Source organism: Vibrio nomapromontoriensis (genome assembly GCF_050337205.1).
Taxonomy (GTDB): Bacteria; Pseudomonadota; Gammaproteobacteria; order Enterobacterales; family Vibrionaceae; genus Vibrio; species Vibrio nomapromontoriensis.
The window spans coordinates 125,813-149,024 of record NZ_JAKJSS010000016.1 but is presented as its reverse complement, the minus strand read 5'-3'; the positions used below and the strand labels follow the sequence as shown (position 1 = coordinate 149,024).

At 42.9% G+C, this 23,212-nt stretch carries 23 protein-coding genes; 9 read left to right on the top strand and 14 right to left on the bottom strand.

Annotated elements, in window-relative coordinates:
* From L4D05_RS19915 to L4D05_RS19895, 5 genes are all read right to left on the bottom strand, one after another.
* Positions 1–245: hypothetical protein (locus L4D05_RS19915; RefSeq protein ID WP_428795055.1), on the bottom strand; the 245-nt coding region annotated here is incomplete at its 3' end.
* Entirely contained in the window at positions 238–480 is a 243-nt protein-coding gene (locus L4D05_RS19910) for a helix-turn-helix transcriptional regulator (RefSeq protein WP_428750251.1), read from the bottom strand. The genes L4D05_RS19915 and L4D05_RS19910, both read right to left, overlap by 8 nt.
* 86 nt (positions 481–566) lie before the next feature.
* A complete protein-coding gene (locus tag L4D05_RS19905) occupies positions 567–1,700 on the bottom strand; it encodes a hypothetical protein (protein WP_428795054.1) in 1,134 nt (377 codons plus the stop codon).
* Positions 1,701–1,781: 81 nt separating this feature from the next.
* A complete protein-coding gene (locus tag L4D05_RS19900; RefSeq protein ID WP_428795053.1) occupies positions 1,782–2,537 on the bottom strand; it encodes a hypothetical protein in 756 nt (251 codons plus the stop codon).
* Between the two features lie 110 nt (positions 2,538–2,647).
* On the bottom strand, positions 2,648–3,883 hold the full coding sequence (locus L4D05_RS19895; protein ID WP_428795052.1) for a site-specific integrase: 1,236 nt from the start codon (positions 3,881–3,883) through the stop codon (positions 2,648–2,650).
* A gap of 544 nt (positions 3,884–4,427) precedes the next feature.
* Between L4D05_RS19895 and L4D05_RS19890 the strand changes: the two genes are divergently transcribed.
* Both L4D05_RS19890 and L4D05_RS19885 read left to right on the top strand, forming a co-directional pair.
* Positions 4,428–4,586, top strand: a complete 159-nt coding sequence (locus L4D05_RS19890) for a hypothetical protein (RefSeq protein WP_428795051.1) — start codon at positions 4,428–4,430, stop codon at positions 4,584–4,586.
* A 105-nt stretch (positions 4,587–4,691) separates the two neighbouring features.
* Positions 4,692–4,994, top strand: a complete 303-nt coding sequence (locus L4D05_RS19885) for a hypothetical protein (protein WP_428795050.1) — start codon at positions 4,692–4,694, stop codon at positions 4,992–4,994.
* 353 nt (positions 4,995–5,347) lie between these two features.
* Here the strand turns inward: L4D05_RS19885 and L4D05_RS19880 are convergent, their stop codons facing one another.
* From L4D05_RS19880 to L4D05_RS19860, 5 genes are all read right to left on the bottom strand, one after another.
* Positions 5,348–5,680, bottom strand: coding sequence for a DMT family transporter (locus L4D05_RS19880; RefSeq protein ID WP_428753325.1), 333 nt, complete (start codon positions 5,678–5,680; stop codon positions 5,348–5,350).
* A gap of 193 nt (positions 5,681–5,873) precedes the next feature.
* A complete protein-coding gene (locus L4D05_RS19875; RefSeq protein WP_428752481.1) occupies positions 5,874–7,022 on the bottom strand; it encodes an S-(hydroxymethyl)glutathione dehydrogenase/class III alcohol dehydrogenase in 1,149 nt (382 codons plus the stop codon).
* A 334-nt stretch (positions 7,023–7,356) separates the two neighbouring features.
* Entirely contained in the window at positions 7,357–7,869 is a 513-nt protein-coding gene (locus L4D05_RS19870) for a GNAT family N-acetyltransferase (protein ID WP_428795049.1), read from the bottom strand.
* A gap of 79 nt (positions 7,870–7,948) precedes the next feature.
* On the bottom strand, positions 7,949–8,746 hold the full coding sequence (locus L4D05_RS19865) for a hypothetical protein (protein ID WP_428795048.1): 798 nt from the start codon (positions 8,744–8,746) through the stop codon (positions 7,949–7,951).
* Between the two features lie 111 nt (positions 8,747–8,857).
* Positions 8,858–10,036, bottom strand: coding sequence for an MFS transporter (locus L4D05_RS19860; RefSeq protein ID WP_428795047.1), 1,179 nt, complete (start codon positions 10,034–10,036; stop codon positions 8,858–8,860).
* Between the two features lie 186 nt (positions 10,037–10,222).
* Between L4D05_RS19860 and L4D05_RS19855 the strand changes: the two genes are divergently transcribed.
* The 4 genes from L4D05_RS19855 (at position 10,223) to L4D05_RS19840 (ending at position 13,082) form a co-directional block, all read left to right on the top strand.
* On the top strand, positions 10,223–11,143 hold the full coding sequence (locus L4D05_RS19855; protein WP_428795046.1) for a LysR family transcriptional regulator: 921 nt from the start codon (positions 10,223–10,225) through the stop codon (positions 11,141–11,143).
* Between the two features lie 175 nt (positions 11,144–11,318).
* Positions 11,319–11,750: a YMGG-like glycine zipper-containing protein gene (locus L4D05_RS19850; RefSeq protein WP_428752492.1), complete on the top strand. Its 432-nt coding sequence runs from the start codon at positions 11,319–11,321 to the stop codon at positions 11,748–11,750.
* A gap of 117 nt (positions 11,751–11,867) precedes the next feature.
* Complete coding sequence (locus tag L4D05_RS19845; RefSeq protein ID WP_428752493.1) at positions 11,868–12,404, top strand: porin family protein; 537 nt, start codon at positions 11,868–11,870, stop codon at positions 12,402–12,404.
* Positions 12,405–12,608: 204 nt separating this feature from the next.
* On the top strand, positions 12,609–13,082 hold the full coding sequence (locus L4D05_RS19840; RefSeq protein ID WP_428752494.1) for a hypothetical protein: 474 nt from the start codon (positions 12,609–12,611) through the stop codon (positions 13,080–13,082).
* An 86-nt stretch (positions 13,083–13,168) separates the two neighbouring features.
* On the opposite strand, the gene L4D05_RS19835 is transcribed toward L4D05_RS19840, so the two are convergent.
* The 3 genes from L4D05_RS19835 to L4D05_RS19825 form a co-directional block, all read right to left on the bottom strand.
* A complete protein-coding gene (locus L4D05_RS19835) occupies positions 13,169–13,690 on the bottom strand; it encodes a porin family protein (protein WP_265677110.1) in 522 nt (173 codons plus the stop codon).
* Between the two features lie 172 nt (positions 13,691–13,862).
* Positions 13,863–17,789, bottom strand: coding sequence for an ATP-dependent RNA helicase HrpA (gene hrpA, locus L4D05_RS19830; RefSeq protein ID WP_428795045.1), 3,927 nt, complete (start codon positions 17,787–17,789; stop codon positions 13,863–13,865).
* Positions 17,790–17,950: 161 nt separating this feature from the next.
* Positions 17,951–19,273: a MipA/OmpV family protein gene (locus L4D05_RS19825; protein WP_428795044.1), complete on the bottom strand. Its 1,323-nt coding sequence runs from the start codon at positions 19,271–19,273 to the stop codon at positions 17,951–17,953.
* Positions 19,274–19,536: 263 nt separating this feature from the next.
* Here L4D05_RS19825 and L4D05_RS19820 point away from each other — a divergent pair, with 263 nt between their 5' ends.
* The 3 genes from L4D05_RS19820 to L4D05_RS19810 all read left to right on the top strand — a co-directional run bounded on the left by L4D05_RS19820 (position 19,537) and on the right by L4D05_RS19810 (position 22,481).
* Entirely contained in the window at positions 19,537–19,950 is a 414-nt protein-coding gene (locus tag L4D05_RS19820) for a VC1380 family protein (protein WP_428795043.1), read from the top strand.
* Entirely contained in the window at positions 19,947–21,935 is a 1,989-nt protein-coding gene (locus tag L4D05_RS19815; protein WP_428795042.1) for a metallophosphoesterase family protein, read from the top strand. The genes L4D05_RS19820 and L4D05_RS19815 overlap by 4 nt, the downstream gene beginning before the upstream one ends.
* Positions 21,936–22,034: 99 nt before the next feature.
* Positions 22,035–22,481, top strand: a complete 447-nt coding sequence (locus L4D05_RS19810) for a tellurite resistance TerB family protein (RefSeq protein ID WP_428752498.1) — start codon at positions 22,035–22,037, stop codon at positions 22,479–22,481.
* 158 nt (positions 22,482–22,639) lie between these two features.
* Here L4D05_RS19810 and L4D05_RS19805 read toward each other — a convergent pair whose 3' ends face one another.
* On the bottom strand, positions 22,640–23,170 hold the full coding sequence (locus L4D05_RS19805) for a 3'-5' exonuclease (RefSeq protein WP_428752499.1): 531 nt from the start codon (positions 23,168–23,170) through the stop codon (positions 22,640–22,642).
* Between the last annotated feature and the right edge of the window lie 42 nt (positions 23,171–23,212).

Genomic DNA, 23,212 nt, shown 5'->3' with positions numbered 1-23,212 from the left:
GCCAACCTCCCCTTCGAAGTAATTCGAAACTCATCCCACCGTAAACCAAACGTGTGATAAGACTTATATTGAATCAAGCCGTGTTGAAGCAGCTTATCCAATGTTTTGAGGTGGAGTTTGATGGGCATTTTTCGGCGCTCACGTATGGCACTATTTTGTGGACCATAGTCTGAGCAGCGATTAAATTTATTGCCGTCTTTCATCCATGTAAGCAGCGTCATTTGTTCAGGAGTGAGATTAACCATAGTAATCACCCCCTTGAACTAGGTTATCGAGCTTTCTATGACTCTCTAACCAGCGGTCTAAATCCTGCTTTAAATATCGAACCGCTCGACCAATCTTGATAAAAGGTGGCGCAACTGTGCGATTCTTTCGGTGTCCTTCCATTCTGCTTTGGCGTAAAAAAGAACGGCTCATACCGATGTACGTCGCTGTTTCTTGCTCTGTGTATGCTCGTTTATCAATGTTAACGTCTGACATATTGAAATCTCTTTGTGTTGATGGAGATTCAAATTTATCGACTCAAAACGGCATATGACGAAATCAACGACGCTCACGACGACGTTTTATTTKGCCCTTTTTAAAACTGCATTYACRTCCGCGACGATGTTCTTTCKAAACGACAGRTAAGACATTCTGTTTTCTGTATCCCCTTTACCAAACCAACTCATGTCATCTTGGGTCATCTCATCAATMACWGAGTCCGTATCATAGTGTCGGTTAGTGTGTTGATTCACATCTTGTCTGATTAAATTCCACACYTTATCCGCCCTAATCTGAGGGTKMTCTTGCAGGACTCGATAGACRATTTGAGACACGGGRTGCGTTAAATCCAACGCTCCAGCCAATGAATYCRCGGTTGGAGCGCTTATTTCAGTACTCGCACCTTCGGTTAACTTAACGCGACTAACCGTTRGTTTAACCGAATCCAACCGGTTATTGGTAACCGTTGAAGCACTAACGTTAGGGTTAACGTAATGCGTTACAGTACTGCCTTGAGCGTTGCCTAACGGTTGAGCTAACGCATTAGAATTGCACTGAGCAACCTGTCTTTCCTTGGTTGGAGCGTTAAAAGCTCGGATTGAGTCATGACCAAACACTTTCACAATGTCATCTAGGTTCAACCTTAAATGCTCTGGTTGAATATGAATGGGATAGCTTTTTAAATAAGATTTATTGACAGGATGCTTATCGAGCAGGTTTTGAACTGACGTAGACTGAGATTCAGATGGAAAAAGGTCGGCGTAAAGCTCACAAAACTTATGCACGCTGCTAGCAAAATTATGTACAACAGCAAGCTTTGTATAAGCGGCAGTCCCCTGTTTAGCCTTTGGCGGCATTGTCTCAGAATAATGGATATCTAACACGTCGGGTTTACCAAACACTTGAGGAACCGAACGCCAATTGCGAATATTCGACGGTTGAAGAACGGCGCAAAAATTAGTGCTATGCTTTTTCAAAGTAATAGCAAACCGCTTGGAATCCTGAGGGGTAAGTTTTACAACCCCTGCATAGTCGAATACAGCAGCGACAGCTCTTTGCCCATCTACTCTAAATAGTGCTCCAAAATTGGTTTCATCAACCCAAGCACACAATTGAAGGTTTCCCTCTTCAATCGCACCCAAAACATCCCATTTTGTTAAGTGCGTTTGACTTGAGATCTCTTCCAGTCTAATAAACTGACGTTGAATTAGGGTCACGTTTAGCACTCCTTGCCAACAAACACGACCCTCAAAATACTGTAATTAACAACAGTATGCAACACTACCACAACCCAGTACTTAGTAGGTGTGCTCTATGACCGACTCTATACATACAGTTGTTTTGGTATCGGTTAGTACTCCGTTAATAATCCTAGGAAATTCAATTGAGCGAACTAGAGTCCACTTACCAGCATGATTACGGTATAGATGAACATTCCCATACAGATTTATTTCTTTCTCAATTATCATTTGATGTCGGCCAAACAACTTCTTACTAAAACCTTTAGGAAAACTAAGATCTGATTTTTTAACGCTAAAAACGATAGCTGTCTCATAACCAGTGACACTACCTTGTTTAATGTCTTTGGTCATCATCGGTGTACCGTATGAAATCCATGTTACTGGCGTTGGATGGTCGATCCATTCTAATACCCTCTTAGGTAAACACTTTTGGAACTTAGAGTCTGCTTTCACCGGGTAAGGGACAAGCTTTTTACTAGCCAATTTTTTATCAATTATTTCAGCACTTCCCTTATGGCAAACAAAAACCAGTTTATTATCCGGAATCTTCTTTAAAAAACAGTTATTATCGAGATTTGCAGCAAAGCTGACCATCATCCAAACAAGAATCAAATGACAAATCAACAATATCCAAAAAAATGGAGCTGTAATTTCTAAAGACACATGTTGATCAATATTGGAGGAGAAAAGGAGCTCAATGTTGATGCAATAGAGGATAACAACAAAGGTTACAGCACATAATTTAAATCGATTTCTGGATACATAGTTTGGTTCTTTTATAAACTGTTCCAACTCAAGGTTCTTGTCATGCATTTTATTAAAAAATCTCCATCACCTATTGATTAATTTCTAGAATTTATATTTTTCTTGCTCATAGACTCGCCTTAAACTAAATAACAACAATCGCCCCTAAATAGTAGCTATTAGCCAATCAATGATACAGCCGCCGCCTTATGCTCAGGAGCTAAGTGCGCATATCTAAGTGTCATCTTTAAATCAGAATGCCCTAACAACTCACGAACGGTATTCAGGTCAACCCCCGCCATGACCAATTTACTGGCAAAGTGATGTCGCAAGTCATGAAAGTTAAAGTTATCAATCTCAGCCTGCTCAACTAACCTTAACCACGGTTTTTTAATATCTGTTAATGGCTTATCGACACCAGATACAAATACATAATGACAAAATGGGTTTTGCTGTTTCCACTCTTTCAAAATTTCTAAAACCGTTGCGTTTAATGGAACTACTCGTGATTTCTTCGATTTAGCATCGCTAGCTTTTACAACTAGATATCGATTAGGAAAGAAGACGTCATCCCACGTTAAAGACAACAATTCACCACGCCTCAGACCTGTATGCATAGCGGTTAAAACGATGGGTTCAACATAATCAACAAACCTAACACCAGATAAACAAGGATGTAGTGGTGTACCCCTAACTTCTCTGTGCTTGTTAGATGATATTCTCTTTTCACGTACAAGCTCATTGCGGTTAAAAATAGCGCTTAATAAGCTACCCTCTTCAGAATCAGATAAGTATCGAATTCGAGTATTATCGTGCTTCAAAACTTTTACTTTCGTCAGGTTGTGGCTTTCAATCACCCCCCACTCTACCGCTCTAGAAAGCGCACCTTTCAAGGTGTTAATCGAATAATTGATTGTTGCAGGTGCTCGACCTAGTTTGATTCGCTCACTTTTCCATTTTTCAACGTCCCACGCTGAGATTTTATCCAAATCTTTACCAAGAAAGTGTTCAAATCGAGACTTTAAATGACCGATAGTTTTGTCGACCGTTTTAGCATTTCGTGTTTCTAAAAATGGTCTGTATTTCTTATCCAAGTAGGTTTCAAAATTGAGAAATTTGCGACGTTTGGTCTCTTCTCTAGCTTGCTTTTTGTCTTCCTGAATATTCTTTCCTTGAGCAACTTCACCTAACTTGGCTCTAGCCACATCTCTTGCTTGGGCAGGAGTAAGATCGTTCGCGAGACCAATTTTGAAATTTACCTGCTTACCATCTAGTCGAAAATATAAGTAAAAGACAACTTTACCGGACTCAAATTTGATAGCGTGAAAGCCACTCACTTCTGTATCATTGATTCGCCTTTGATCGAAAGTAAGATCACGAAGTGATGCGCCTGTTATCTTCTTTTTTATCGCCATGCTAACAACCAAAATCAAAAGTTATTTATTTATAGCATATTTATAGCACTTTTTTTGAATTACCATGAACTATAAAAAACACACAAAAACAAATAACCATCATAACCACCTGTATTTAATAAGTTTAAAAACATCATCATTGTTCACTGCTGTGTATATAAAAACAATAACAAATGCACTCATAATCGATTGGTCCGCAGTTCAAGTCTGCGAGGGGCCACCAAATTTTAGAAGGCTCATGGAGAAATCCATGAGCCTTTTTTATTTTTCCACGTTTATCTGAACTACTTAGCTAGCTGCCTTCCTAAACCATCATTCGTACGTGCTCTAGTGCTCCATCCAATTTCATAAAACACCCTACATTCATATCGCCAAATAGATTTTCACTAAGAATATGATTCCTCACATCAATTCGAGCTTCCAGTCCATGCAAAATATAAACTTATCATTTTCTTCTAAGTCTTTAGAATGCCCAGAAATTTAATAATCAGAACATCTATCCGCACCCCTCACTCAAAATGTGGATAGCTAAAGGGTACTAGAAATGAAAAGAACTATCACACTGGCAATCGTAACTGCACTATCCTCTTCAGCGATAGCTGATGGTTTCTATGCAGGCTTAGATCTCAAACAAGGAGACGTAAAGCCACTTAAAAATGGAAATAGCGAGATTGATGTCGCTAGTATCAACCTTGGCTACTAATTTCAGCTTGAAGAAAGCAACTGGTCTATCGCTCCTGAAGCTCGTATCGGCTTTGGCATCGGGGAAGCAAACAATCCAGGTGCACTCATCTATATTGATGGCAGCATGGAACCCGCATCTAATAAAACCGGTCTAAATAGTTCGATTGGCCTCGCAGTCAACGCTAAATATACTTTTGACAATGGTTTTTACCTAAGCATCGCTCCTGTTGTCACTCACGCTGAATTCAAATCTGAGTTTACCGGAGATATGACAGGTAATACCATTAGCTATCGCGATAGTGATACTCGTATCGGCGCCATTGCAGCCGCAGGATACAAGTTCAATGACTATTTTTCAGTTGAAGCAAATTACGAAGGCTATAGCGAAGTAAACTTTATGGGCTTAGGCATCAAAGCCTACTTCTAAAGTTTTGTAGCGCCAGCCTCGACAGACGCTTTTGGGACTCACTCATAGTCAATCAGTCCGCAGTTCAAGTCTGCGAGGGGCCACCAAATTTAAAGGCTTGAGAAGCAATTCGTTTCTCAAGCCTTTTTCGTTTCTGCTGAGTCAGATAACGAGTCTGACTGTATGTAAATTACCTTTGAATAATTACGAACTAAGAGACTCAGCTAACCAGTTATCGCGATTCTCAAATAGCATGCTGCTCTATCTCTTAAGTCACGTTCGGCCATCTATTCTCCCAATCTTCACAACAGTAGTACGCCCTTCATTTACGTTTTAATACTCTATTGAGTGCTACACGCGCATGAAGCTGGTCTTTAATGAACATGCCCTTGAGAGAAGTTGATCATCGCCACTCCAACCACCACAAACAAAATTCCCGCCCATACCATAGGATCAAGATGCTGGCGATAAACGACGGTTGAGATAAGGCTCACAGCAACAATCGCTAACCCGGCCCATAGCGAATGAACAATACCTACAGGCATCCCTTTCATCGCTTGGCTTAAAAATGCAAATGCCGCTAGGTGACCGACAATAACCAGTATCGCTGGCAAGGGTTTTGACAAACTAAAACCATCGGTTGCTTTTAAAGCCACGTGTGACATTGCTTCTGCTAAAACGGCTAACGCAATAAATAACCAACTCATCAAACTATTCCTATTTATTTACAACACAGTGGGGTGAATCAAGCCGTCTTCAAGCGAGCAGCAATATTCAGTTGATGGTATTCAAGGTTCAAAAGCTTTGAGCCTTAAACAGAAAAACCCGAGATAAACGGTAAGATCTCGGGCTTTTCAAATAATGAGCCTAAGAAAGGCTCATTGAGGTCAGTTTCGACGACTATTTGTCCATATGTAGAACGGTACGGATTGACTCACCTTTGTGCATCAATTCAAACGCTTCGTTTACATCTTGTAGACCCATGGTATGAGTGATGAACTCTTGAAGACCAAACTCACCTGCCATGTAGCGGTTAACTATTTCAGGTAGCTCTGAGCGGCCTTTCACGCCACCGAAAGCAGAACCACGCCATACACGACCGGTAACCAGTTGAAATGGACGGGTAGAGATCTCTTGACCCGCGCCAGCCACACCGATAATGACAGACTCGCCCCATCCTTTGTGACAGCACTCAAGTGCTTGACGCATCACGTTAACGTTACCGATACACTCAAACGAGTAATCAACACCGCCATCTGTCATGTCAACAATCACTTCTTGAATTGGCTTATCAAACTTCATTGGGTTAATGCAGTCAGTCGCGCCWAGCTGTTTCGCTAGCTCAAACTTACTTTCGTTGATATCTACGCCAATAATGGTTTTTGCGCCCGCCATACGTGCACCGATAATGGCAGAAAGACCAATRCCACCAAGACCAAATACCGCAACAGTATCGCCTTGTTGTACTTTAGCCGTGTTTAGYACAGCGCCCATACCCGTTGTGACACCACARCCAAGTAGACATACTTCTTCAAGAGGTGCTTCTTTAGCGACTTTCGCCAAAGAAATTTCTGGAAGTACGGTGTATTCAGAGAACGTTGAACAACCCATGTAATGGAAGATTGTTTCGCCATTAATCGAGAAGCGGCTTGTGCCGTCTGGCATTAGACCTTGACCTTGCGTTTCACGTACCGCTTGGCATAAGTTTGTTTTGCCAGAAGTACAGAACTTACAAACACCACATTCTGCGGTATATAGTGGAATAACATGGTCGCCAACTTCAACGCTAGTCACACCTTCACCGATCATTTCAACAATACCGCCACCTTCGTGACCTAAGATTGATGGGAAGATACCTTCTGGATCGTCGCCAGAAAGCGTAAACGCGTCGGTATGACATACACCCGTTGCCACGATGCGAACAAGTACCTCGCCCGCCTTAGGAAGTTGTACGTCAACTTCTTCCATCTTTAGTGGTTCGCCAGCAGCCCAAGCTACCATAGCTTTTGATTTAATTGATGTTTGACCTGGTTTAATTTCAAGTGCCATTGGGTTTTCCTTTTGTTTACTTCGGGACAGTAAAATGAGCGATAAAAATAGACGCCGCATAAAGCGAACGAAGAGTGTACTCACTCGCTGTTTCGTTTTGATGGGCTTAGTATAGATAATTACCAATCTTTGATAATCCCACCAAATTGAAATTAATTATTACGATTATGTAATAATAACGCACCAGCGAATCCAACGTTTCATTTCGAAAACACAATGTGCTTTCGAAATGCGATGCCTTAGTACAACATTAGGATTAATTATGGCGTTAGACAACGTCTAATTAAGCATAAACTGGGGTGTTGGGAATAATAGCGACAGGATGCTAATAAGGTTATATATCATTAACACGTTGTGCTGTTGCGTTCACCGAGCTGTAGACATGATTTTCGACAACCAATCCCTGAAAGTCTAATGTGATGTGCCCTACTCGAGAGAAACCTAAATGTTGATAGAACCCATTCGAGGCGTTCTCCACCCAGGTATATAACCAAAAGCGCGATCCAAACTTCAGCGTGACTTCTTTTAACAGCTTACGGCCCAAACCTTTCCCTGAAAATATGTCATCTACATACAGTTTTTCAATTTCAAACCCATAGCTGTCATTTTTAAAACGGGAGCCTAAGTTGACCAAAACGAAACCTTGCAGTACACCATCATGCACACTGACCAACAGTTCGTAATTTGGGTTTACCAACAGATTCAAGAAATAATCTTCACTGAATGTAGCAAGCACATGTTGAGAATATTCCTTACGAATACCGTCAGTCGCATAAGTCGTTAGCCATACTTTAATCGATAGCACCGCGAGATTAAGACAATCGTCTGGTGTTGCTTCCCTAATCAAATGCTATTCCTTGTTCCATTCTACGCGCCTAATTCGCAAGGTATTAGCTTAACATCGATACGAGTTTGAAGTCAGTTCCTTAGTCTCTGAATCCTTGGCCAGTATAACGTATTGTCGATAACACAGGATATCGACCATTCGGCCACTGAAGCACCGGATAATGATACAGCTGTGATTCAAAAATACTGACCATGTCTGGTAAAGAATGTTGCAGTTCATGGCGATTCTTTAAGCGTATCTCATCGCTGGTTAAGTCCACTCTCGACTCCAAATACGCCGCGGTAGCTAAATAAAAAAACTCCGTAGTTTTACACGCGTTGTCGCACGTCGGGTCATCGTATTGGTAGTAGCCGGACTCCTCCGCATACTGCCATTGCTGTCGAAGCTTGCTTTGCACTGTCGCTTTGTCACTGAAAACGGACGGTAACATAGATTGCCAACCCGCATTGGCAATCAGATGATGAATTTCTTCCTGCGACGCATCTCTGGCACCAGTTGGATTCGTTTCACTCGCGGCAAGGTCTTGCAATACCATAGTGTCGAAGTATGGCGCTAACTGTTCGATGGCGCGATCAGTCATTCCATCATTTGACATCACCAAGGTCGCATGGTTTTTACGAAGATGCGGAAGTAGTCGTGGTTCGTCGACGTTACCATCCTGATCATTGTCTAACCACTGTGCAGTGACGTTAGCGGCATACTCTAACTTTGTTGTCGTCACATCCTTTGTTGCACAAATTGTCACAGCATCAAACACCCGCGCTTTTTTCACAAAGAAAGGTCCTGGGCATCCATCGACAGGTTCCTTTGCCGCAGAAAATTCAGCGGCAGTCGTGACGCCAGAAATTATAATGAGTAAGCTTGCTAATGATTTCATCGCCATTCCATGTCCATTATTTAATCACATGTACTGTATCATTTAGCGCTGGGTGTCTGTGTAATGCTACGTCATACCTTGTCTACACTATGCAATGCCGTTGTGTTTTCCTTAAGCTCGCGACGCTTCGGCAAAATGACTTTCTCGTTGATTTGCAAATAGAATCAATCCCAATCCGATGACCGGAACCACAATAGCAGCAAAAGGGATCATGCCTGCACCCACTTGGCTATCTATGACGACACCGCCTAACACACCACCAAAAGCATTCGCTAAATTAAACGCCGATATATTAGCCGTCGCCGCTAACTCTTGACCATCACCACCATGATTCATGACACGTAATTGCATGGCGGGTACATTGGCAAAAGAGGCAACACCGAATACGAAAGCCGCTGCCACAAATAGCCACTGATTATTAACAGCAAGCCCAACTAAAACTAACGAAGCTATCATTGCCATAACCCAAAAAATCGATGCCTTTTGCAAATTATGATCAGATGAACGGCCACCTAGCGTATTACCAACAATCAGACCCACCCCAACGACAACCAAGATCCATGTTACAGCGTCTTCACTAAACCCAGTCACGTGCATGGCTATCGGTGCGATATAGCCATATAACGTCATAAAACCCGACCAAGCAAACACGGTAATTGCCAAGCTCATTAACAACATTGGATTTTTAAAGGCTTTCAATTGCATTGCGCTACTTTTAGTCTCTCCATGCCCAGTTGATTTAATGCCGGACAAAATGAACGTCATTGCGACAAGTCCAAAACCGGCGACCACTAGGAATGTGACATGCCAACCAAACTCCAAACCAATCCACGTTCCCCCTGGTACCCCGAGCACGTTAGCTAACGTAAGGCCTGCAAACATCTGCCCCACAGCACGACCTGCTAATTTTTCAGACACTAAACTGGTCGCCACAACGGTACCAATGCCATAAAAAGGGCCTTGCACTAACCCTGTAATCACTCGGCTCCACATAAGAACTTGGTAATTAACCGCAAAGGCAGACATTAGGTTACCTAAGATAAACAGCACCATTAAACTGGCGAGAACCACCTTTTTATTAAATCGAGCCAAATATATCGTCAGTATAGGCCCTCCAAATACAATCGCTAACGCATAAGCACTAATCAAATAGCCGGCCTGCCCTTCAGTGATCGACAATGACGTGGCGATTTGCGGCAAAATACCAGCTATCACAAACTCTGCAGTACCAATGGCAAACGCAGCAAGCGTCAATATCCATACTTGCATGGGCATCTTGTTGTTATTCATACTTACACTCTCTTTATCGCTTTGGAGCACGTGATACCACGACTCCAATTAGGTAATAATTGATTTCCTCTAGTCTATAGGTTTCATTTAATTTGATAATTACCCAAATTTTGAATTCATTATTTGGTTAATCTAAATAATAATAAGCCTAATAGCGCGTTCAATTGGCAGTAAGTGGGAGTCACTATGGATAAGTTTGCAGATATGACAATGTTCGTTAGCATAGTCAAACACAAAGGGTTAGCCGCTGCGGGGCGTGAGTTGGGTCTGTCTCCCGCTACAGTTACCTCGCGATTGAAAGCCTTAGAGCAAAGATACGGAGTTAAGTTACTCAACCGAAGTACACGACATCTATCATTAACCGATTCCGGTGCACTCTATTATCAGTCGAGTTTAGAGATTATTAATAATGTAAATGAAGCGGAAAGCTTGCTTCAAAGTGGATTAAATGAGGTAAAAGGAACCCTTAAAATAGCCGCCCCAAGCGATATTGGACGACAAGCTATCCTGCCAATACTCACATCATTTTGCCAACAGTACCCAAATGTCATCCCTCATTTATATCTCAATGATACACTCACCAATATCACGGAGTCTGGTATTGATATTGTCATTCGTTATGGCGAGCTGGCCGACAGTAACCTCATCTCCCGACGGCTTGCATCAAGTCAACGTGTTCTTTGTGCATCCCCAGAGTACTTACGCAAGCATGGCGCACCCACTATCCCGGCGGAACTCACTAACCATCACTGTCTCGCCATGTTACGAAGCCATGAAGAACTAACTCGATGGCACTTTCGCCAAGGTGATACACAGCAGTCAGTCGCAGTTCAACCCCGTCGTTTTTCTGATGATGGTGAAGTGATACGTCGCTGGGCATTAGACGGTTATGGCATCGCACTAAAGTCCCTGTTAGATGTTCAACAGGACATTAATAGCGATAAATTACAGGTGGTTTTAAATGACTATCGAGTTAACTTCACCGCGTCAAATTCTGCATCCAGTAGCGATTTAAATGTCGTCTATGTCAGCCGACAATATCAACCCAAGCGAATTCGCCTTTTTCTAGACTTTCTCTTAAGCGAATTTGAAACACCGAAGTGGTAATTTTTTTCTGTCTTATGCGCCTCGAGAAGACTGAAATATTTTGGCCACCATAATAGATGGGTATTCTTAGGGTGATTCCATTTGGTTATCAGACCTATAACAACTAATCAATTCTCACAGACTGAATCATCTCGTAATATTTACCTCGTCCCAACAACGCAGAGTGAGATTCAATATGACCTTTACTATTAAGCACGCCAAAGCCGCTATGGTGGCAACAACATTAATGGTACTTGCAGGATGCGCTTCACCCGCCTTTGATTCAGACAATGAAAATGCAGCACGTAATCGCGGCGCAGCTGGTGGGGTCTTACTCGGAGCAACCATGGGAGCGTTAACGGGTGACGCAGGTCTAGCGGCTAAAGGCGCAGTAGCTGGCGGTGTTGCGGGTGGGGTTGCAGGTTCAATGAAAGACCTTGATGACTCTCGCTCAACAAACGACACACAAATACTGGCAGATGGCGTTTCACAAGACCATCGCAGTGATGCAGAAAAACGCGTCGCAGAACTTGAAGCCGAGATTCGCATCAAAGAGCTAGAAGCGCAACTCGCAGAAAACGATTCTAAAAATACAACGTCACAAAATAAAAACGACTCTGAGAGCTAATCACGCTCAACTATTCACATTATTCGTATCAAGTGACATGTCGTCATTTGAAGACACAACTAATCATCATCATGGACAAATTAGAACGGACGCTACAACCACTAAGGTTCTAATACTATGACATTTAGCAAATTTATTCTTCCAACGATCTTCGCCTTTTCCGCCGCTGCACCGGCCTTTGCTTCTAACAGCACTGACGTATCAGGTCATCGTGTCGGGCTTGGTTATTCAAACACAGACCTCGTTATTGATAACAGCGGCCTTGATTGGGGTGATGGTATCAAGCTCGAATATGGCTATGACATTAACCGTATTGTGGGCATCAACGCTTCATACCAGAACAATAATGGAAAAACAGGCAATCTTGAAATTGATGGAAGTAATTACAAAATAGATACCGACCTAGGTTACATGTTTACGCTAGACGGTTGGGCGATCAAACCCTATGGTGCAGTCGGTCTCATTCGTGCCAATGAAACACAAACTCGTAGCAATGGTAAAACATTTTCAAATAAAGAAACATCATTGATGGGTGGGTTTGGCGTACGAGCGAACATCGATATGGGTTTGTATACCGATTTACGCTATGACTTCTATAACGTAAATAATTTGAACACTGACCAACTTTCACTAACTGTTGGCTACAAGTTCTAACCTATCTCATCCTTTCTTTGTTAAGGCTCACACCGTTTGAGCCTTAACTCCCCCTTATGCAATAGCCTTCCCTTACCCCTTGTTTGCACTCATTGCTAATCCCTTTAAACATCTCTAGAAAAGCAACCTGATATACCATTCATGTTATCAATTTAAAGCAAGGACTTACCAAGACACGGATGGTCTCCTATAGAGAACATATGAATGAATAAATTACTGCTAGCCACCCTCTTTACCGCCTCTTTATCTGGCTGCTCTGTGTACAATATGGCGAAAGAAGTTTCTCAAATGATCAACTACGACGTCACTTCCAACGATGTCTATTTTAATTCATCAGACGGTAGCCAATATTTAGTAGCACCAAACCGTAACAAAGAAAAACATCAAATTCTGGTGTGCTATAACAACGAAGGACTCTTTTCTTATACCGCCGAAGAGCCACTACGAGCGGCCGCCAATGAATGGCTTGAACAGAACCGAGATGGCGCGATTGCGACCGAAGGAAATAAAAACTCTGGAGTAGTGGAGGCGCGCGTTTGTTACGAGTATCTGTACGAAGCACCACAACCAATTGGCGCATATCTTGATGAAGAAACAGGTGAGGTTGTCATTGTTGGTGAAAAAATATTAGAAAATGACAAGGATTCTGAGGTGACAACACTCGACGACGAATCGTAGATAACGTCGAGCTAAAACCTATTCACAGACATTAAAAAAGCGACCTTCGGTCGCTTTTTTAAGATTCATACGTCTATCACACTATCTTAGAAGATGTGAAGCGTTGCGTTGATAGTAAAACTATCTAAGTCTTTACTGTTTGCAATGGTTTTTACACCATTGAAACGCTGCCAGCTCGCGCCCACAGAAAGCATGTCTGTCACAAAGTACTCTGCACCAACACCGTACATAAAGTCAGTACCGTTGTCGCTGCTTTGGTTGCTTAGACCGTTTTTATAATCCGCGTTGTAATAGTGCAGACCACCTTTTGCGTACAGCTGAACCGGACCAATATCAATACTTGGTTTAAGCGCTGCATACCAAGAGCCTAGCTCTGCATAACCATTGCCTTTGTTTTGGTCATTGATATCGAAATTACCGTGCTTCCAGTAACCCGCTTCAATACCAATAATTGGTAGAATACCTGTACCAACATGGAAACCCATTGGTGTGTCGCTGTTGTTATTGTAGTCAGCACGACCTGCAGAAACACCACCGTATAACCACGCGTCAGCAAATGCCGACGTCGATGCACCAACAAGCGCAAGCGCTAAAAGTGTCTTTTTCATTGTAAACCTTCTTGTTTATGAAATAGCGGTGAATCCAATAAAAGCCACCGCGGAGCTTTATATATCACATACCATATCTTAAGAGGAATCCCTTCGTTTCAAATTTTGGTAAAACTTCTTGAATTCCATGGTATTGAGCTGTTATTTGTCTAACTATTCACGTTTTCTGTGACTAACATGCGTCAATGGCATTACGAACTCGCTTATCGGAGACCGGATAAGGTGTTCCAAGTTGTTGAGCAAAGAAACTGACTCTTAGTTCTTCAATCATCCAACGAACTTCTTTGACATTTTCGGGTATTTTCATGCCCTTTGGAATTTTATTCAGTAACTCTTTGTAATCTTGGGTGACCGATTCCACTTTGAGCATGTGCATTCTGTCTCGGTTTGGATCAATGGGAAGTTTCTCCATTCGACGTTCAATTGCACGTAAATACCGCAAGATATCAGGTAATCGCTTCCAACCACACTCGGTAGCAAAGCCTTTAAATATCAGCCCTTCAATCTGTGCTTTGATATCAGATAACGCAAACGCCATCGACAAATCCACACGCCCTTTTAACTTTTTGTTCAAGTTAAACGCCGTGGTTAGAATCGTCTCTACTTGCTGGGCGATATCCACCACGGTTTCATCTAACTCAGCGCGAACGTGCTCTTTCAGCGCATCAAATTTTTCTGAATCCCAAACCAGACCGCCCTGCTCTTCAATCAACTTATCAATACCACAGGATATGCAGTCATCAATCAAATCTAAGACTTTGCCATATGGGTTGAAATACAAGCCCAACTTTGACTTATTAGGCAAATTGGTATGTAAGTATTTAATGGGTGAAGGAACATTAAGCAACACCAATCGACGTTGCCCTTCTTTCATCACAAGCTCTTGCTCTGCTTCTGTCTCGAACAGTTTAATCTCGACACTGTCTTTCTTATCCACCAGCGCAGGATAAGCCTTGACATCAAAGCCACCACGTTTTTGCGAATACACTTTAGGTAACTCGCCAAAGCTCCATGTGTGGAGACCTTGTTGTTCAATATCATCATCGGCCACTTTTGACAATGTTGCTTGTACTTTGTCTTTTAGGCTTTCTTTCAATTCAAACAAATCGCGATTTTCTTTAAGCTTGCGATTGCGGTGATCAACAGCTCTGAAGGTGATTTTTAGATGATCCGTTAGTTGGGTAAGGTTCCACTGTTCACGAAGAATTTCAACGCCCGTCATTCGGCGCAGCTCTTTCTCTAGCGAATCCAACAGCGGTGCTTCCATAACCTTGGTACGTGCTAAAAAAGCATCGGCGTAGTTAGGTGCTGGAACAAAGTTTTTTCTTACCGTTTTTGGTAATGACTTAATTAAACTTACAATCAGTTCATGTCGTAACCCAGGAATTTGCCAGTCAAACCCTTCACTATCGATTTGGTTTAATATCGGTAGTGGGATGTGTACTGTCACACCATCGTTGTCTTCACCCGGTTCAAACTGATAGCTGAGCTTGAGCTTAAAGTCACCTTGATGCCAAAAGTTCGGATAATCCAACTCCGTAACGTGACTAGCATCCCCTTTAAACAGCTGCTCTTTTTCAAAGTTCAGTAGATCTTTATTCGTCTTACTGACTTTTTTCCACCACGTGTCAAAATGCTTTCCGGATACAACATCGGTATCAACACGCTGGTCGTAAAAATCAAACAATTCATCATCATCAACCAAGATATCGCGACGACGAGATTTGTGTTCGAGCTCTTCTACTTCTTGCAGCAGCTTACGGTTTTGTTTAAAGAAAGCGTGTTTTGTCTCCCACTCTCCTTCTACTAAAGCGCTGCGAATGAAAATTTCTCGGCTGACCACAGGGTCAATCTGGCTATAGTTAACCAAGCGTTTTGGTACGATAGGAATGCCATATAACATCACTTTCTCATGCGCCATGACCGCAGCTTGTTTCTTCGACCAATGGGGTTCGCTATAGCTGGTTTTCACCAAGTGCTTGGCTAACGGTTCAATCCACTCTGGCTGGATTTTGGCGATAATTCGCCCCCACAGCTTAGAGGTTTCAACCAATTCTGCCGACATGATCCACTTCGGCTGCTTCTTAAACAAACCAGAGCCCGGGAAAATATGAAAACGAGCATTACGGGCGCCTTGGTACTCGTTTTTCTCTTGGTCTTTTACACCGATGTGAGACAGCAATCCCACAAGCAAAGCCATATGAACGGACTGCTCGTTTGCCGGCTCCTGGTTTAACTTAGCATCCATTTCGCGCATGGCTTGATGGATTTGGAAATAGACATCTTGCCATTCACGAACACGCAAATAATTAAGAAAGTCAGTCTTACAATGACGTCTAAATTGGTTGCCCGATAGCTCTTTCTGTTTGGTTTGAATGTAATCCCACAGATTCACAAACGCCATAAAGTCAGATTCTTTATCAAAGAATCGGCGATGCTTATCATCCGATGACTGCTGCTTATCACTCGGTCTTTCGCGGGGATCTTGAATCGACAAAGCCGATGCAATCACCATAATTTCTTTTAAACAACCGAGTCTTGGTGCTTCAAGCACCATCCGCCCTAGTCGAGGATCGATAGGTAGCTTGGCGAGTTTACGTCCAATTGACGTAAGTCGCTTACGAGGATCTTTCGCTTTGTCGTTAATTGCCCCTAACTCTTCGAGCAAGCGTATACCGTCTTGAACATTACGCTTATCAGGTACTTCAACGAACGGGAAAGCATCGATATCGCCAAGCCCTAATGCGGTCATTTGCAAAATAACAGACGCTAGATTCGTTCGTAATATCTCTGGATCGGTAAACTCAGCGCGAGATTCAAAATCTTCTTCTGAATAAAGGCGAATACAAATACCTTCAGCCACACGTCCACAACGACCTTTTCGCTGATTAGCGCTCGCTTGAGAAATGTCCTCGATTGGCAGTCGCTGTACTTTAGTACGGTAACTATAGCGGCTAATTCTCGCGGTTCCCGGATCGATAACATAACGAATTCCAGGAACGGTAAGCGACGTTTCAGCTACGTTAGTCGCAAGTACAATACGGCGACCAGTATGAGACTGGAAAATCTTGTTTTGCTCACCCGAAGATAATCGCGCGTACAAAGGCACAATTTCAGTATCTCGTAGGTTTCTTTTGTTCAGCGCATCCGCAGTGTCACGAATTTCGCGCTCGCCATTCATAAAGATAAGAATGTCGCCTAACCCTTCATCACACAATTCATCAACCGCTTCAAAGATGCCTTCTAGCTGGTCGCGGTCAGCATCATCTTCTCCACGTAATGGACGATAACGGGTATCCACCGGATAGGTTCTACCCGACACTTCAATAATTGGGGCATCGTTAAAATGCTTTGAAAAACGCTCTGGGTCGATCGTGGCTGAGGTAATGATGATTTTTAAATCTGGGCGCTTTGGCAGTAACTCTCGCAAGTAGCCCAAAATAAAGTCGATGTTAAGGCTACGTTCGTGAGCTTCATCGATGATGATGGTGTCATACTGATTTAAGTAACGGTCATGTTGAATCTCAGCCAGTAAGATACCGTCCGTCATTAACTTAATTTGGGTACTATCCGAGATTTGGTCGTTAAATCGAACTTTATAGCCGACAAACTCACCAAGTGGCGATTCCATTTCTTCCGCAATACGGTTGGCAACCGAACGTGCAGCGAGTCGACGTGGCTGAGTATGGCCAATAAGTCCAAACTTGCCTCGGCCTAATTCAGAACAGATTTTTGGTAACTGCGTGGTTTTCCCTGAGCCCGTTTCACCTGCAACAATCACCACTTGATTCTCTAGGATTGCTTTAGCGATATCGTCTTTCTTTTGGCTGACTGGTAACAACTCAGGGTAATTAATGGTCGCTTTATGGGTACCGCGCTGTTGCGCCTGCATCATAGACTTAGCAATATCCATCGCTATTTCGTCGAAAACCGCCGCTTTTGATTGTTCATTTTTAATGCGACCCGCGCCAGAAATGCGCTTATGGAGACGAAAACGGTCGCGAATCATGCACTCATTCAATGCTTTTTTTAGTGAATGCGCGTTATTTGCTTTGGCCGTTGGGTTGTTGTTATTGTTTTCAGAGAGAGAGGAAGTCAAAACATTTCCTAGTTCAATTTTCGATTTACAAACTGGCGGGATTGTAGCACAGCTCGGTGTTTGCGTTAACTCAGACGTAATAAAAAGCCCCGCTTTCGCGAGGCTTATAAGCTTAGAGGCCACATGTTTTAACACAAACTCGCGACTGCAATAGCAAAAGGTTAGAAATCGTACTGAAGATAAACGGTACTATAGTTGCTGCCGCCTTTGATTCGGCCGAACTGCGATGATGCTTCAAAGATCGCACTGCGGTGATGCAACGAGTAACCTAGCCACAAGCTTTCCCATTCGGGTTTTCTAAAGATAGAGCCGATGTTGACGTCATAAGAGATGTCAATGTAGTTCATCACGTGGCTTGCCGTCTTTTCTTTGTTGTCCATTTCTTGCTGTTCAATATAGGTAATATTGTCGATATATGACACACCATTACCCACACCAAGTCGCATTTTTACAGGCCAGTTGAATGTATAGTAAGCCTTAATTAGTGCCACAAATTCGTTACCCGTATCTTGTACTTCCGAGCTCCAATGATGGGCATAACCCGGGCTAAAATAGATATCAAGAGGCAAACCAAACAACTCATCTGTCAGCGGGTGCCCATAAAAAACCGACGTCACTTGGTTGTTATACGGGTCACGTTTCCCATTAAATGTCAGAATGTCCCCCATGTCCGATGGCGACGCATAACCATGAGCGACACGTACATACGGTTTAGTACTGATATCACGACTATGCTGTTTAGCTTTAGAAGTCGATTTTTTCTTCTCGTTAAAGAAACCGAATCCTAAATACACCTCGCCTTCAAAGCGCTCTTTAATCACATCGGAATGATAAGCCGAGTTATCCAGCATACGAATATTCGTTGCACCAAGCATATAAAGGTTTGAAACCAAGTGATACTTAGCATCAACACCCATTGCATAATCGAAAGCGCCGTTGATATCTTGGCTTTGGCCATTGTATGAACCGTAGTATTCAGTATTAAAGCCAGAGTCTTTATAACGCAGTGTCACATTCGGCTTAAGTTCAAGATCACCATAATCAAGCGTACCTTGCAATCTTAGATTCGCATGTTTGTTATAGTCATAATCGGTCATAAGTTCGGTATCAAGGTGCCACGTGTCATCGATGTTATAACGTAGTTGCAAACCATAATCGAGAGTATCGCCACGAGCAGCATTTTGCTCACCTGCAGGGATATCTATAAAGCGTAATCGTGAGATCGCGTTCACTTCGAATTGGTTGTCGTCTGCTTTATAAAGATGCGCTCCCGCTGTCATACCATCGAGAAAGACATAATCATTCTTAAAGTACATCATTGGAATGAACGTGCTGACTGTTGAGTCTTGGCTTTGTGTCGCAAACGGAATGTTGGCTGTACGCCAAACTGCTGCGATGCCCCACTCTGCCTCTTGCGCTGCGTTTGCTACTGTGGTGCTACCTAAAATAGTAACAAGTCCCAACGCGAGATTTTTCTTTATCATGTCTTACTGTGTCTCCAACCGGATTATCAATTTTTGTGCAATATTTAGTGCTATAGAGTAGGTTACGCTTGAACAAACTGCATTCACGTCACCAAGCTTGGCAAACGAAATGTCAAATATACTAACAACCGCTACCGCATAGAAGAAGAGTTGTTATATTATTAGTTTTATTGAATTTATATGTCACGAAATTGTGAGTAGCTTAACGGCTAATTAATCACCACAGGTTATCGGAGGCATAGTTTCCACTATTTAGACTAATCGTGAAAGTATCAAATTTAAAAAAAGTTCTCGATTCTTTGCCTGATGATAAAGAATGCCATGTTGTTACTGGTGAAAAGTGGCTCCCTGAACGACTTATTCACACTGAACTCGACAACGACCTTTTATTCCTTGAATTCGATAACGCGCCCGATGAAGGCGAAGAGGGAATCGAAGGTCGCGGATTTGTTGATCATGAAATTGACTTATTGCGCTCACGAATCACAGATATCCTTGGCCAAAATGACTCTTCCACAGCCACCGCCGATGCGCTATTGGGCTTTTTCCTAGTGGGGCATGAGCTTTCCAGCAGTGACTTCGTGGAATTGTTAGAGTCAATGGAGGTAGAGAGCCAAAGTACGCCATTTGAAGGGTCGAGCGCGACAGATTTATCGTCGAGCGAGGTCTGTGCATGACGATAAATCAAACTCAAGCACAGCCAATTGCACCGCTCGTTGCGGGTCCTATTTTACGACGAGTTAACCCACATGAGTTTTCATTATGGATGGCATCGTCGGTTAACCCAAAACGATTAGTGATTTGCTTAAAGCAAAAAAATCCTCGCTACTTCCCTGTTTCCTACGAACAGAGCTATCAAGTCAGTTCAAAGTTATGGATTATCCAGTGTCATATCCCTATCGAACTCGAACCCAATGCCAGTCTTAGCTACGATGTCTATCTAGATGATATCGGTAATAGTGTAATTGATAACAATGTGCTCTACTCCGCACACGCTAACATTGAGTTCATGGTCTCTACTAAGGCAGACCATGTTCTTCACGGCTCATGCCGAAACCCGCACCACTCTAGTAACGACAGCCTTCTAACCATAGATGAGCAACTCGATCGACAAGTTGAAGAGCAACCCGATATGCTGTTGCTCAATGGCGACCAAATCTACGCAGACCACGTCGCTGGCCCTATGCTTGATGCCATTCATCAAGTCATCACATTGCTTGATTTGCCGGGGGAATCTTTCTCGGGCTCAGGTGACATTGCCGATAGCCAACAGCTTTACCTGCACCCCAAACAGCTCTATGGAAGAGAGGGTTTACTGCCTCATACCCCATCGTCATCTTTTTGGTCCAAGTCTACTTCTAAAGCCATTTTTAGCTCCAAAGACTGTTATAACCACCTTATAACCTTCTCTGAGTTTATTGCTATGTACTTATTAGTTTGGTCACCAGAGCTTTGGAAACACATCAATATTAATCGGTTGGAGCAAGCCAATTTCGAGGTCAACGGACAACCATTGTCACAACGCTTTCAGCGTCAATGGGAAAAAGAAAAACACAATCTCTTGAAGTTCGTTGACGGTTTACCACAAGTCAGGCGTGTATTAGCACATATTCCTACCTACATGATTTTTGATGATCATGATATTACCGATGACTGGAATCTAACGGTAGGATGGGAAAAAGCCGCTTACGAGCACCCATTTTCTAGACAAATTATCGGCAATGGCATGCTAGCCTACTTGCTTTGCCAGGCTTGGGGTAACGATCCTAAAATTTATCATGCAGACTGGCACGACACATTGGCGACACTGTTTGTCCCAAATCCAACACAATCTAGCCTTAATACAGACACCTCTAACCCTGCAGTATTTAACTGCGAAGCCCTTGAAAAAGTGAGTTATCAGCTTTTTAGATATGAGCGCTGGCATTTTACCACCGATAGCCACCCCAAAGTCGTCGTACTCGATACTCGAACCCGACGATGGCGCTCAGAATCCAATCTAAATAAACCGTCAGGTCTTATGGACTGGGAAGCGTTAGTTGAATTCCAACATGAATTACTCAATCAGGAATCAGTGATCGTCGTGTCTGCCGCCCCTATGTTTGGCGTGAAGTTTATTGAAACCATGCAACGACTCGCCACCATCGCGGGTCACCCCTTAGTCATCGATGCGGAAAACTGGATGGCGCATCCCGGTAGCGCCAACACCTTGCTATCTATTTTCACGCATTCAAAAACACCAAAAAACTTCGTCATTTTATCGGGTGATGTTCACTATTCTTTTGTGTATGACATCGCACTTCGCTACAGAGAAACAGATTCTCACATCTATCAGATCACGTGTAGTGGCATCAAAAACGAGTTTCCTGAACCGCTACTCAGTCTCTTTGCTACTCTTGATGCTTGGCTGTACACGCCTCGTTCACCGCTTAACTGGTTCACTAAGCGAAAGCGACTAAAAGTGTTTAAGCGACACCCTAGCCCTTCAGCCTGCCATCACCTTGTTAATCGCAGCGGTATCGGGCGGTTAAAACTGAATAAAGACGGAAAACCAAAAGAAATATCCGTCGTACATGGTGACGGAAGCGAAACTCATTTCCCTGAAACGGCCTCTAACGCGCAAGCTTTCTCTGAAACAAAAGTCGTCTCTAAAACGAAATAACATCCATTCTCTGGCGCTTTACACTTGAGTTCTTTTGTAAGCGCCACTATGTATTAGTGATTAGATTATTAATGATTAGGCATCAAAAGAGGAACCGCTATGTTTACGTCCATCACCTCTATATTCAAGCAGCTTATTGAAGGCAGTGACTTATCCCAAAATCAAACAGTCAGCCCCAACCTTGCGATCGCATCATTGCTGTGTGAAGTATCCAGTGCCGATCACCAAGTTGATGAAAAAGAAGAGCAAGCGAAGCGTTCGTTGCTCTGTCGCCTACTCGAGTTATCCGATGAGGAAACCGATTCGCTGATCGAACAAGCCAAACTGAAAGTGACAGAGTCTGTCTCTTTGTACGACTTTACTTCTGGGTTGCGTGAGTTATCTCAGGAGAAACGCTTTGAATTGATTAAAGCTATGTGGGAAGTGGCAAATGCCGATGGCGTGATCGACCCTCAAGAGGATGCGGTAATTCGTAAAGTAGCCGAACTGCTCTATGTAGATCACAGTGAGTTTATTCGCGCGAAAATTCAAGTCTTAGACAAATAATTAGCTGGTAAGTCGATCAATAAATATAAGTAAATCAATAGATAATTAGTAAGTAAATCAACAAACAGCTTCAGGTAAGCCGTCTCCGGTTACCTGAAGCTGCTTGCAGCCAAGCAGCCTAAGACGTGGGGTAAAACGAAGACCTTACAACGAAGAGCTTACAACATAGTTAGCGCAAGTTTTGCAAGATTATAGGCATCGACGTAACCTGAGTGTTGACGCCCCTCCCACTCAATGCCTTTTGCTTCTTGTGCCGCTTTATGCCCAATACGCTTTTCTTTTAAGCGATTTTGCATTCGATAAAGCGTAGCAAGGTTAACAAACTCTTTAAATGGCGGAGTAATGCCTTTTGCTAAACACTCATCAAACAAGATATGGTCATCTCGTCCCCAAGCTGCATATATTTTATTCGGGCCACCAAAGTTTTTCACCATTGACTGAACAACGGAGGCGAGTGGTCGACCTTGTTTCTCGACTTTACGCGGTGTGATACCGGTCAGTTCCGCACAAAACAAAGACACTTCGTCCTTCTCTGGTTTAACGTAGTATTGCGCTCGCTTCACCACTTGCTGAGTAACAAGATCGATCTCAGCCAACCCTACTTCAATAATTTCACCCGTCGTACCTACACCGTCCACATTCCAGCAGCACATTTCAAGGTCAAAACAAACGACTCGGTTATAATTCATAATGATATAGGCTTTATAATAAACAACGGCTCGAAGTGTAGC

Coding starts and splice junctions, on each gene's coding strand:
- L4D05_RS19910 (WP_428750251.1), bottom strand. CDS start 480: ATGTCAGACGTTAACATTGATAAACGAGCATACACAGAGCAAGAAACA.
- L4D05_RS19900 (WP_428795053.1), bottom strand. CDS start 2,537: ATGCATGACAAGAACCTTGAGTTGGAACAGTTTATAAAAGAACCAAAC.
- L4D05_RS19895 (WP_428795052.1), bottom strand. CDS start 3,883: ATGGCGATAAAAAAGAAGATAACAGGCGCATCACTTCGTGATCTTACT.
- L4D05_RS19890 (WP_428795051.1), top strand. CDS start 4,428: ATGAAAAGAACTATCACACTGGCAATCGTAACTGCACTATCCTCTTCA.
- L4D05_RS19885 (WP_428795050.1), top strand. CDS start 4,692: ATGGAACCCGCATCTAATAAAACCGGTCTAAATAGTTCGATTGGCCTC.
- L4D05_RS19880 (WP_428753325.1), bottom strand. CDS start 5,680: ATGAGTTGGTTATTTATTGCGTTAGCCGTTTTAGCAGAAGCAATGTCA.
- L4D05_RS19865 (WP_428795048.1), bottom strand. CDS start 8,746: ATGAAATCATTAGCAAGCTTACTCATTATAATTTCTGGCGTCACGACT.
- L4D05_RS19860 (WP_428795047.1), bottom strand. CDS start 10,036: ATGAATAACAACAAGATGCCCATGCAAGTATGGATATTGACGCTTGCT.
- L4D05_RS19855 (WP_428795046.1), top strand. CDS start 10,223: ATGGATAAGTTTGCAGATATGACAATGTTCGTTAGCATAGTCAAACAC.
- L4D05_RS19850 (WP_428752492.1), top strand. CDS start 11,319: ATGACCTTTACTATTAAGCACGCCAAAGCCGCTATGGTGGCAACAACA.
- L4D05_RS19845 (WP_428752493.1), top strand. CDS start 11,868: ATGACATTTAGCAAATTTATTCTTCCAACGATCTTCGCCTTTTCCGCC.
- L4D05_RS19840 (WP_428752494.1), top strand. CDS start 12,609: ATGAATAAATTACTGCTAGCCACCCTCTTTACCGCCTCTTTATCTGGC.
- L4D05_RS19835 (WP_265677110.1), bottom strand. CDS start 13,690: ATGAAAAAGACACTTTTAGCGCTTGCGCTTGTTGGTGCATCGACGTCG.
- L4D05_RS19825 (WP_428795044.1), bottom strand. CDS start 19,273: ATGATAAAGAAAAATCTCGCGTTGGGACTTGTTACTATTTTAGGTAGC.
- L4D05_RS19815 (WP_428795042.1), top strand. CDS start 19,947: ATGACGATAAATCAAACTCAAGCACAGCCAATTGCACCGCTCGTTGCG.
- L4D05_RS19810 (WP_428752498.1), top strand. CDS start 22,035: ATGTTTACGTCCATCACCTCTATATTCAAGCAGCTTATTGAAGGCAGT.
- L4D05_RS19805 (WP_428752499.1), bottom strand. CDS start 23,170: ATGAATTATAACCGAGTCGTTTGTTTTGACCTTGAAATGTGCTGCTGG.